The organism is Collinsella sp. An2, from assembly GCF_002160065.1.
GTDB lineage: Bacteria > Actinomycetota > Coriobacteriia > Coriobacteriales > Coriobacteriaceae > Limicola.
Window position 1 is genome coordinate 407,622 of sequence record NZ_NFJW01000001.1, and the last position, 11,632, is coordinate 419,253.

Annotated in this window: 8 protein-coding genes; 7 read left to right on the top strand and 1 reads right to left on the bottom strand. The window is 62.3% G+C overall.

Annotated elements, in window-relative coordinates; genetic code table 11:
- Positions 1 to 13: 13 nt before the first annotated feature.
- Both B5F33_RS01920 and B5F33_RS01925 read left to right on the top strand, forming a co-directional pair.
- Entirely contained in the window at positions 14 to 1,012 is a 999-nt protein-coding gene (locus B5F33_RS01920; RefSeq protein WP_087410084.1) for a VanZ family protein, read from the top strand.
- A 1,235-nt stretch (positions 1,013 to 2,247) separates the two neighbouring features.
- Positions 2,248 to 3,039 (top strand): class I SAM-dependent methyltransferase, encoded by a 792-nt coding sequence (locus tag B5F33_RS01925; protein ID WP_087410085.1) that lies wholly within the window; start codon positions 2,248 to 2,250, stop codon positions 3,037 to 3,039.
- 156 nt (positions 3,040 to 3,195) lie between these two features.
- Here B5F33_RS01925 and B5F33_RS01930 read toward each other — a convergent pair whose 3' ends face one another.
- Complete coding sequence (locus tag B5F33_RS01930) at positions 3,196 to 3,498, bottom strand: hypothetical protein (protein WP_143757917.1); 303 nt, start codon at positions 3,496 to 3,498, stop codon at positions 3,196 to 3,198.
- A 206-nt stretch (positions 3,499 to 3,704) separates the two neighbouring features.
- Here B5F33_RS01930 and B5F33_RS01935 point away from each other — a divergent pair, with 206 nt between their 5' ends.
- From B5F33_RS01935 to B5F33_RS01955, 5 genes are all read left to right on the top strand, one after another.
- Positions 3,705 to 5,318 carry a peptide chain release factor 3 gene (locus B5F33_RS01935; protein WP_087410087.1) on the top strand — a complete coding sequence of 538 codons (1,614 nt, stop codon included), beginning with the start codon at positions 3,705 to 3,707 and terminating at the stop codon, positions 5,316 to 5,318.
- A 179-nt stretch (positions 5,319 to 5,497) separates the two neighbouring features.
- Entirely contained in the window at positions 5,498 to 6,865 is a 1,368-nt protein-coding gene (locus B5F33_RS01940; RefSeq protein ID WP_087410088.1) for an FtsX-like permease family protein, read from the top strand.
- Between the two features lie 252 nt (positions 6,866 to 7,117).
- Positions 7,118 to 7,624, top strand: a complete 507-nt coding sequence (locus B5F33_RS01945) for a hypothetical protein (protein ID WP_087410089.1) — start codon at positions 7,118 to 7,120, stop codon at positions 7,622 to 7,624.
- Positions 7,625 to 7,777: 153 nt separating this feature from the next.
- Positions 7,778 to 9,511: an ABC-ATPase domain-containing protein gene (locus B5F33_RS01950; protein ID WP_087410090.1), complete on the top strand. Its 1,734-nt coding sequence runs from the start codon at positions 7,778 to 7,780 to the stop codon at positions 9,509 to 9,511.
- A 192-nt stretch (positions 9,512 to 9,703) separates the two neighbouring features.
- A complete protein-coding gene (locus B5F33_RS01955) occupies positions 9,704 to 11,059 on the top strand; it encodes a CAP domain-containing protein (RefSeq protein WP_087410091.1) in 1,356 nt (451 codons plus the stop codon).
- Positions 11,060 to 11,632 lie beyond the last annotated feature (573 nt).

Genomic DNA, 11,632 nt, shown 5'->3' on the forward strand with positions numbered 1-11,632 from the left:
GAGGTATTACCCTATGGATCTCTTGAAGCGGTTCTTGGGTGGCTATGGCGACAACTTTGCCGCGGCGCTTGGCCTGTGGCCGCTCGCGTCGTTCGTGCTCACGCTGCCCATTCTGGCCTATCTGTATCATCGTGACGGGCGCTTGAAATTCGTGTCGGTGGTGTCGACGTACCTTGCGGTGCTCTATGTCTTGGGACTGGGTTGCTTTACGCTCTATCCGCTACCAAGCGGCACCTCGGGTCTTGGCATTACGCGAGGCATCCCCTGGCAGCTCAATCCGTTCGCCTTCGTAGGGGACCTGGCCCGTGAGGGTATCTCCGCCGTTCCCCAGATCGTGTTCAACGTCATCCTGTTCGTGCCGCTGGGCTTCATCGCAGGTCGCTTGCTGCGGCTTTCGTTTTGGAGCTCGACGCTGTTGGGCCTCGCCGTATCCTTCCTCATCGAGGCTGCCCAGGGCACGGGGCTTTTTGGCATCTACGCATTTTCCTATCGCACGGCGGATGTCGACGACCTCATCTACAACACCCTTGGGGCCGCCGTGGGATGGTGGTCGACCGTCCTGCTGGCACGCGTGCTGCCGCCGGGCGCGCTGGCACGCGAGGGCGAAGTTACGCGCGAGCCGGGATTCGTGCGCCGCTGCGTGGCGTTTTGGTTGGATACGCTGCTGGTGGGGCTCCTGATTATCGTGGTGACCACCGCGCTGTTCTTCTTGTTCAATGGCCTTCCCAACGCCGACCGTCTTGAGGAGGTTCCTTGGGTCATGGTGGTGTCTGTTGCGGCGTTCGTGCTGGTCGAGGGGGTGCTGCCCTGGAAGCATGGAGGTTCGACGCCCGGAGGCGGTTTTGTGCGCATGACGTTCGAGACACGTGAGCGGACCGGGGCGCTCCGGCTTGTGTTCTATGTCGTTCGACTGGCCGTGTTGGGCGGATCGTGGCTGCTGTTCCCAATCGCGTGGCCGCTGCTGGCCCTGTTCTTCCTCGTTGCTCGCCGCATGCCGTATGACATGCTGTAGGAGCCGCTGGTCTTAGGGCCGCGCGGGGATACGTTCCGCCTCAATCGGCTCGCTCGCGTGCCCCTTTTGACTCTGATGGGGCAGGCCTGCCTCGGTTTGCGCGAGCCTCCTGGGTCTTTGCCGTTTACCGACAGAATCGACCGTTCGCAGTGCCCCGGTTTTCCATGGATAGTTTCGATGCAAGCAGGGCATAACAGCGGTGTACACAAGATCAGTCGCCAAGGTACAACAGCGACAGGTAGTGAGAGGAGGCGAGTCCAATGGGCACAGAGGATATAGTAGCTTTTGGGCCCGCTCTCCACGTCACCGAGGTCCTTTAGCACGTGGGGGCGAGCGAACTCGCCCAAAGCTTTCCGGAGCTGGTTCGGATAGAACCGTTGAGGTGCGCCAGCGGGCCTAAAAGCTCAACAATAGAATCGCACGTTCCCCGAGTTTGAGTGATGAGGCGATTCCAAAGTACAAAGAGGCGGGGCGGAGCAAAGGGGCTCCGCCCCTGTTTTTGTGTCCCGTTTTGATCCGGTGCCCACGCGAGAGCGGGGCGGACCGAACTGAGGGGTTATAGGACAAAAAGTGAGCGTCGGCGGCCGCATATTTCGCCGAAGCTCAGTTTTGCTCCAGAATAGGGGCAGATTCCGGGGAATTACTGAGCGTTGACGAATCGTCAACACGTGAATATGACGGAGACGACTCGAAGTATGTGAACATGACGGGGATGGCTCGGACACACATCTCGTCCTATAACCCGGGTTATAGGACAAAAGCGTGCCTGGTTTTGAGGCGGCGATGTGGGTCGCGGCCTCTTTCGAAGTGTAGAGGACTGAAAATGCTCCGATTACGCCCCGCGCAACAAACTCGTTTCGGTTTTATGCAGTTTGTTTTAAAGATAGAAAGTACACTTTACTATACTAAAGTGCTCAACTGGGGCTTTGATGCCGTTTTGAGCGCTAAAACCGGGGTCTACTTGGCTTGTCGCGAAGTAACTGCATAAAACCGAAACGAGTTTTCTGTGCGGCATCTTCGAGCCACTGTGCAAGTTCGATTAACCCGCGGTGGCGGGTTGCCAGGGCTTGCGGAGGTGAGCGCGCGGCCGGCCCAGGACGCCCGTGCGGGTTCATGACCCGCCGTTACGAGCGATACCTGGGAGGCTGCTACAATGAGCGGCGGACGCGCATGATGAGGCACACGGATTCCGGTCGTACGGACAGTTGCCGCTTACAGGGGTCGAAGGGGGAGCTATGGCAGACACGGATAGCGGCAGCTGGCCGCTGGTCGCGATCATGGTCGCCGAAGATACCTCTCAGGCGGCGCGTGCCCGTGCGAACGAACTTGCCGATCGGCTGGGAGTTCCGATCGCGACAACGCCGCCGGAGGGCTCAGTGCTGGCTTTGAGCTGCGACGACGAGGGCCTGTCTCTTATCGGTGGAGGGCTCGAGCTCCGGGCGGACCTTGCGGACATGCTTCCGCGCCTCGCACCGGCAAACCTGCGGCGCGAGCTGTTGGTGCGCGCGGCGCGCATCAAGGGGGCGGCATCGGAAGGGCAGCCGCTGCATGCCGTGGACGCGACGGCGGGATTGGGAAGCGACTCGCTGCTGCTTGCCGCATCGGGGTTCGAGGTCTGCATGTTCGAAAGTAATCCTGTGATAGCGGCACTGCTGGAAGACGCTCTGCGCCGGGCATCTTTTCATCCCAACCTGACCGATATCGTGCGCCGCATGCATCTGGTTGTAGGCGACAGCGTAGAGGCGCTGCCGCACGTGTCGCCAACGCCCGATGTGGTGTATCTGGACCCCATGTTCCCCGAGCGTAAGAAAAGCGCTGCGGTCAAGAAGAAGTTTCAGCTGTTACATCGGCTGGAGCGTCCATGCGCGAACCAGGAAGAGCTGCTTCGAGCCGCCCTGGCGGCGCATCCGCGCAAGGTCGTGGTGAAGCGGCCGGTGAAAGGTCCCGGTCTCGCTGGTGTCAAACCGAGTCACGTCATTGCGGGCAAGGCGGTTCGCTACGACTGCATCGTGCCGCCGCGGTCCTAGCGCGCAGCGGGCAAGTGCCGCCACGGCCCTAGCGTGCAGCGGGCAAGTGGGATCTGCAGGCAAAGCGCGGACCCGTCGACGCCAGGTCGCATGCCACCGAGGGCCAGGCGCAAACAGTAGGCATCGCGCGAGCAGCTCCAGCCCCCGTTAGGGCTCCTATCCAAGAACCGTGCGAGCGACCGCGAAGACGACCCATAGCACGGGCGTCGCCGCACAGACAACGATGCCCGCAATAGAGCTCACAAGTCCGATGGTGCAAGGCAGGTCCTTGCGATAGTCCTGCTTGCGGGCGCGTCGCGAAAGCACGACGCCCGCTATGGCCATGGCAAGCCCCACGAGCTGCAGCGGGACGATGGGGACAAACGAGATGATGATGGCGCCGATGCCAAGCGCGATGGAAGCGTACTCCATGGAGCCTCCCGGAGATACGAGCGCGTTGCCGCGGGAATGATTAGACAATGCTCCTTATGATATCCGTTCGAGGATCATGCTAACCCGGGTCCTCTCGGCGGTTCGTGGAGTCTGGTCGACGGCGCGCTTCCACCCTGCGCACGTTCCCACTTGCCGCTACAATACCAGCGTCAATCATGCATCATCGTCGCGCATCCCTATGCCTGCGGGCCCTACCCGCCAGGGCGTGTTTTGCGCGGCGGGAAGGGAAGTTCATGCCAAGCATTGCCGACGAGATCGCTTCGCGCCGAACGTTCGCCATCATCTCGCACCCCGACGCGGGCAAGACCACGCTCACCGAGAAGCTGCTGCTCTACACCGGCACCATCCAGTCTGCAGGATCGGTGAAGGGCAAGAGCAGCGCCAAGCATGCGGTGTCCGACTGGATGGACATCGAGAAGCAGCGCGGCATCTCCGTCACGTCGTCGGTGCTGCAGTTCACTTACGGCGGCTGCTGCGTGAACATCCTCGACACCCCCGGCCACCAGGACTTCTCCGAGGACACCTACCGCACGCTCATGGCCGCCGACGCCGCGGTCATGGTCATCGACGGCGCCAAGGGCGTCGAGGCACAGACCGTGAAGCTCTTCAAGGTGTGCGCTCTGCGCGGCATCCCCATCTTCACCTTCGTCAATAAGCTCGACCACGAGATTCGCGACCCCTTTGACCTCATCGAAGAGATTGAGAACGTGCTTGGCATCGCGACCTACCCCATGAACTGGCCCATCGGATGCGGCCAGAACTTCCGCGGCGTCTTCGACCGTGCGAGCCGTCACGTGCTGGCGTTCGAGGGCGACGGTCGCGCAAACGCCACGAAGAAGGTGGGCGAGATCGAGGCGTCGCTTGGTGACCCGGAGCTCGACGAGCTCATCGGAGCCGAGAATCACCGTACCCTGATGGACGACATCGAGCTTCTGGACGGCGCCGCCGACGAATTCGACCTCGAGGCGGTGCGTGCGGGCAAGCTCTCGCCGGTCTTCTTTGGCTCGGCGCTCACGAACTTCGGCGTCGAGCCGTTTCTGCGCGACTTCCTGCGCCTGGCTCCCGCCCCGGCGCCGCACAAGGACGCCATTTCGGGCGAGCTGATCGACCCCGTTAAGGACGATTTCTCGGGCTTCGTGTTCAAGATCCAGGCCAACATGGATAAGAACCATCGCGACCGCATTGCGTTTCTGCGCATCTGCTCGGGCAAGTTCGAGCGCGGCATGGAGGCGTTCCACGTCCAGGGCAACCGCAAGCTCAAGCTTGCCACGGGCACGGCCATGATGGCCGACGACCGCGCCATCGTCGACGAGGCCTATGCGGGCGACATCGTGGGCCTCTTTGACCCGGGCATCTTCTCCATCGGCGACACGCTGTATGCGGGCAAGCGGCGCGTGCAGTTTGCGGGTATCCCCACGTTCGCGCCGGAACATTTCGCGCGCATCTCGCAGGTCGACACGCTCAAGCGCAAGCAGTTCGTGAAGGGTATGGAGGAGCTTGCCCAGGAGGGCGCCGTGCAGATCTTCCGCGAGATCGGTGCCGGTATGGAAAGCGTCATCGTGGGCGTGGTCGGCGTGCTGCAGTTCGAGGTGCTCGAGCAGCGCCTCAAGAGCGAGTATCGCGTCGAGGTGCGCCGCCAGCCGCTCGCCTATACCGATATCCGCTGGATTGCCAACGGCGAGGACGAGCTCGACGTGCAGAAGCTCAACCTCACGCGCGACACGCTGCGCGTCGAGGACATGCGTGGTTCCAAGCTGCTGCTGTTCACCAGCCCGTGGAATATCGACTGGGCGATGGAGCATAACCCCGAGCTCAAGCTTTCCGAGTTCGGCAACGTGACGTTCTAGACGTCGGCCGCGGCGTGGAGCCTCAAGGTTCCAGGGGTTACATGGACCTTACAGAATCGTTCGCATGAGGTCCCCAACTGTAAGCCACGGGTAAGAATAGGTAGGCATCGACGTGCCAAGATAGGTCCTGTCGTCGCGGAGCGGCCGCGGCGGCAGGGCTTATTTGTTGGAGGTGCGTCATGCTCGTCAAGCTTGCGCTGGGCAATGTACGCCGCAGCGTCCACGATTTTTCGGTCTACTTTTTAACGCTTGCGCTGGCGGCATGCCTGCTGTATTCGTTTCTCGCGTCGACAGACTATTTGCTTGCGCTTGATCTTACGGCCGAACAGCGCGCGCATTTTGCTCAGGCGGGAGGCGTTCTGCAGGCCTTCGCCGTATTCGTCGTGGTGATCTTTGCGTTTCTGGTTGGCTATGCCAACGTCTTTCTGCTGCGTCGACGTCGCCGAGAATTTGGCATCTACGTCCTGCTTGGCATGGGGCAGATGCGGGTGGCGACGGTGCTTGCCCTCGAGAGCGGCGTAGTGGGGGCGGCCTCTTTTGTGGCGGGAGTCGGCCTTGGGGCGCTGCTCTCTCCTGCGTTCGGACTGGTGGCCGCGTTCGTGTTCGGCGTGCCTTGGAGGCCGGTCGCCACATTCTCGGTTTCGGGCGCTGTGCAATGTCTTGTGGCGTTTGCCGTCATTACGGCGCTTGCCGCGCTCAGGGCGGTGTGGAGTGTTCGGCGACGCTCACTTGTCGAGCTCATGCGAAGCGGCCGCGTGCCGGAGCGGCGCAGGCTTGCCGGCGTGCGCTCCGTGCGCGGGGAGCTCGTCGTTGCCGCGGCTCTGTTGGCGGTGGTGTGGGGAACGTGCCTGCTGAACCCGGGGTATTTCATTGTGTTCATCGTGCCCATGGGCTTTATTGCGCTGGGTGGCACCTATCTGCTACTGCGCGTGTTGGGCGCGCGCATTCCCGAATGGTTGCGGCAGCGACCCGACCGTTATTGGAGCGGCCTGCATCTGTTTACGGTTCGTCAGGTTGAGAGCAGGGTCGAGAGCGGATGCGCCGCGCTTTCCGCGGTGTGCGTTCTTATGGCAGCGGGTATGTGCATGGTCGTCGCGGGCCTTGCCTTCAGCGTGGGCGTGCGCGAGGGGTCGCTCTTTGGGTCGGTGACGACGGGGCTCGAACCGATTGCGTTCGCCTGCATCTTTTACGGCGCAGCGTTTTTGGTAAGCGCGGCGGCGGTGTTGGCGTTGCAACAGCTCTCACAGGCATCCGATACCGCCGCCGCGTACCGTACGCTCGATGTGTTGGGTGTCCGGCGCGGCATGGTTCGCAGCTCGATTCTCGCGCAGGTCGTGGTGAGCTTCGCGGTTCCCGGTGCTCTGTCCTGCGTACACTGCATCTTCGGCTTCACGCTCATCGGCATGCTTACCTTGATGAGCGGAGCCGTGGGGTTCATGTCCTTTGCTGCGGGGACGCTCGCCTTCACGGCGGTGACGTTTGCACTCTACTACGCGGTGACGGCGCGCACCTGCGTGCGGGCGCTTCTTCCTCGTGCGCTGGCATGATGGTTGATGTCGCGGCATCGTCCCGCGCCGCCGGCCTCGCGTCTCCGGCGTCCCGACGCGTCCCTCCGAGATCTCGTATCCGCTCCCGGAACTCCACGCCCCCGCCCTGGCTTCTGTGACGTTTTTCTGAGCGACATCTGCGCGGAGCGTATCATTTTAGAATTGCAACGCGCTGCAGAAGGCATAAGTCCAGTTGCCTTCTGCAGCGCGTTTTTGTGCACGTGGGGGCTGGGCGGACAGGAGGTTCACGCGATGCCTACCAATCGCGCACAGCGTATCGTGTTCTCTATTCTCATGGCATTTGCGATGGTCTACGGCATGGAGCTGTATAACCAGGCGCTTATGGCGGGTGGCCTTGCCACCGAGCTGTTTCTCACGCCGTTCGCCGACATCATTCCGCTCATGGTGGCGGTCATTGTGCTGGAAAGCCTTATAGGCGGAAAGATCGCCCACCATCTCACCGCAAAGTTGCTCGACCCAGCAAAGAGCCCCGCTTTGCTCTGCACCGTTTTTATGGGCGCGTTTACCTGCTGGAGCATGTGCCCCATGATGAGCCTGGTCGCGACGATCGTGTTCAAGCAGCCGCCGCTGGGGCAGTTTGTTGCCACCTGGCTGCAGACGGTCGCGTTCAATTTCCCCATGGCGCTTCTGTGGCAGCTCTTCGTTGCTGGTCCTGCCGTTCGCGCGGTTGCTCGCGTGCTTTACCGTTTGCCGGTGCTTACCGGGGGAGAGGCCGTTGGTCGCAAGGTCCAGGCTTAGGGCCATCTGGCGGCATTGATAATCGTCTTGCTGCTTTTGCTGGGCGATGTGGTTACATAGTGGTGCAGAACAGACAACGTAACCACGTCACTGGCTCGCATAACTGCGGGCACGGTTCTAGATAACGGATTCTAGATAACGGAGGCGGCAGGCATGAAGACGGGGCGCGAGCTCACGCGGCAGCTGGAATCAATCGATCGCCGGGGGTACCCCGCTTACAAGTCGCTGCGCGGCGTGTGGCAACTCGACGGCTTCGACCTGTCGATCGACCACGTGCAGGGCGACCCGTTTGCCGCGCCGTCCAAGGTGAGCGTGTGGGTTCCTGCCGAGCGCGTGGGGATTCCCCCCGAGCTGTTTGATATGCCGCATCGGCGTATCGCGCTTGAGGACTTTTTGGTGCGGCGGTTCTCGTCCGAAGCGGCGAAGGTCAGCTTTGCCGCGGGCGGTTCGGGAAAGAGCGGTTTGGTTGCGACGAGCAGGCCGGGCCCCGAGGTATTGCCGCGCTCGGCATGCGAGGTGGGTCCCGATGGGGTGATTGTTCGCCTGGAGATCGGGTTTCCGGCACATGGTCGCACGGTCGATGCCCGTGCGCTCGCTCGCATCCTGTTCGAGTTGCTGCCGCGATGCATTGAGCGGGCGATCGTGTGCGACGAGGCTGCCTTGCGCGCAGCTCGGCAGGCGGTGGAGCTTGCGGACGACCAGCGCGAGGTGCGTTGCCAGCTGAAAGAGCGTGACCTGGTCGCCTTTGTGGCAGACGGGTCGATTCTGCCGCGCGCAAGCGGTGTCTCGTCGCGTCCGCTGTCTGGCGCGCGTCCCTTCGCGGCTCCGTCGGAGCTGTGCGTGGTGCTCGACCTGCCCCATCGCGGTCCCACGGCGGGTATGGGCATCCCGCGTGGGGTGACGCTTATCGTAGGAGGCGGCTATCACGGCAAGTCGACGCTGCTCAAGGCTTTGCAGGAAGGCGTATACGACCACGTCGCCGGCGACGGGCGCGAGCTTGTGATCACCGACGCCACCGCCATGAAGCTGCGCGCCGAGGACGGGCGCGCCGTGCGGTCGGTCGACATCTCGCCGTTTATCGATAACCTGCCGGATGGCCGCGACACCGCCTCCTTTTCCACCGAGGACGCAAGCGGCAGCACGTCGCAGGCCGCGTCTACGGTGGAGGCGCTCGAGGCTGGCGCACGCGTGCTGCTTATCGACGAGGACACCTCGGCTACCAACTTCATGGTTCGCGACCGCCTGATGGAGGAGGTCGTCGCGGCGGACCATGAGCCGATCACGCCGTTCGTCGAGCGGGTTCGCGGGCTTTGGGAGGACGCGGGCGTGAGCACCGTGCTGGTTGTGGGAAGCTCAGGAGCGTTTTTCCCTGCGGCCGACGTGGTGATACAGATGGACCGCTACGAGGCTCATGACATCACCGAGCGCGTGCGTGCAGTCTGTCGCGAACATGGGCTGGACGTCGAGCGTCATGTTGCTGGTATCGAGCCTGCGTCTCCTCGGGCGCTTGTGCTGCCGGTTGGCAAACGGGACCATGGCCGTCGTGGAGCCCACGGCGCTGCGCGCGGCCGCGACGACGACCGCATCAAGGTGAGGGTCCGCGGCCTCGAAGGGTTCGAGGTCGGAGGTGGGTTGGTCGACATGCGTCAGGTCGAGCAGCTGATAGATGCCGAGCAGACCGCGGCGCTGGCCCAGATGGTTCGCCTTGTGTTGCAGCACGGCCAGGCGAGCGGTTCCCGCAAGATGAGCGACGTGGTGGATGACATCTATGATCTTCTGGACGATCAAGGCTGGGAGGCGCTTGCTGAGCGCGGGGAGGTCGCCTGCGGCCTTGCCCTGCCGCGCCCACAAGAGCTCTTCGCCGCGCTGAATCGTTGGCGGGGCTAGGGTTTCCCTGGGGGCATGCTGGCGGCGTATCCCCAGCGGTCTCTGGGGGGCGTGTCGGCGGCGCATCTCCAGGGATTGTGTCAGTTGCGGGGCAGATTCGTATCTGCGCCGTACCTGTGGTCGCGCTACGATACAAGTGGGGGCTTCGTCCCCCTGTGAACGGCCTGGATACACTGAAGCGGGGCGGTGGATATGGCGATGACCATGGTTGGTTGGAAAGCGCTGAGAAGACGGAACCTGCGAAAGACGGCCTGCCGGATATGCGTTGTCCTTGCGGCCTCCGCAGCACTGCTCTTCTCGCCCGCATTGGCATGGGGAGCGGAGGCGCCTCTTTCGCGCAGTGCGTCCGAGGGCGCGACGCTTTACGAGTCGCTTTCGGTGCCTGAGGCAACCCATGAACCCATGCTCGGCGAAGCCCTGCAAGCCTCGGACGGAAACGGTGCCATTGCTGCTCAGTCGAGCAGCTATGCACCCACCTTCATCATCAATGCCATCGGCAATTTCCATCAAACTGAGGCGCGCAAGCTGCTCGACCTGGTGAACCAGGCCCGCGCCCGCGAGGGCGTGCGACCGCTTGCGTATGACACCAACCTTGAGGATGTGGCCATGCTGCGGGCTGCCGAGTGCCAGATGAGTTTTAGCCACACGCGCCCGAACGGCTGGGATTGCTTTACCGCGGCCGACCAGCTTGGCGTCAATACCGGATGGACCATGGGCGAAAACATCGCCGCAGGGTACAGCAACGCCGCGGCCACCAACCAGCAATGGACCAACTCTGCCGGCCACTACCGGAACATGGTCAATCCCAACTTCACCTCGTTTGGCGTGGCAGCGTTTGAGATGAACGGCTGGTGGTGCTGGGTCGAGTTTTTCGGTGCCACGCAGGGAACCGGCTTCAATACGACGGCGCTCGACGGCACCTATGTGGTGACCACCGATGCTCAGGTGGCGTTTTTGCCACTCATCTACGAGGACGTGAATCCGAACGATTGGTACGTCTCCAACGACGGTGGCGAGAACTTCTGCTACGTTATCAATACGGGCCTCATGAGCGGCTATGGCAATCGCCCGGCATTTGGTCCCTATGACTCGGTGACGCGCGGGCAGGTGGCTACGATCTTGTGGCGCATGGCAGGCGAGCCGATTGTTTCGTCCGCCGACTTTAGCGACGTGAACTATGGGGAGTTCTATGGCAAGGCAATTCGCTGGGCGCGAGCGACCGGCGTGGTGAGTGGCTATGGCGACACGAACACCTTTGGACCCGATGATGCGGTGACGCGTGAGCAGCTATGCGTGATGCTTGCCAACTATGCAAGTCGCATCGCCGGGCTTGATGTTTCGTCAACCATGACGAAGGCGTCGAGCATGCCCGACTGGGGAAAGGTGGCCAGCTGGTCACAAGAGGCTATGGGCTGGGCGCTTGACGAGGGCATCATGAGCGGCGTGGAGGTGAGCAAGGGCTACCGTGAGTTGAAGCCGAAAGATACCGCTCAGCGCTGTCAGCTGGCAACCATGGTCGCGGTCTTTCATCGTGACATACTGAACTAGGAAGCTATCGCGCCTCCCGTGGTGCATGCGGGAGGCGCTGATGATGTTCGAGTTTAGTGCAGAAATGAAACCTCGGTGCAAAAGCGGAATATGGGTGCAACGTTGCACGAAAAAGGCCCCTTAGGGTGGGAATTCCGTGCGAGGCTGCACGCGTTTTCTAAAAATGCACCGAGGTTTCATTTCTGCACGCTACTTGGGCTACCATCGAACGAGCAATGGTGCCGAGGGAGTGCTGGAGGATACGGCTCCTAGAACGGGGCAGCATCGCGAGACGATGCGGGGTCGTGACAAGGCGTTGCGTCGCGCAAAGGCGTGACGCTGTGGATGGGCTCGTCGAGCAGGCGGACAAGGAGACCAGCTATATGAAGTCAAGACCAAGACGCTGAGAACTTTCAGGAATCTTCAGTTTGGACCGTTGCACCTTGAGAACCGGATACCGGATGCTTTGACGGGCCCCTCCCCGGCCTCGCCGGGTCGTACGGGACCCCGTCCCGCATCACCGCGAAGACTATGTGGCAGAGCTTCCGCGCCACGGCGGTCACCGCCACCCGGTGGCACTTGCCCTCGCGCCTC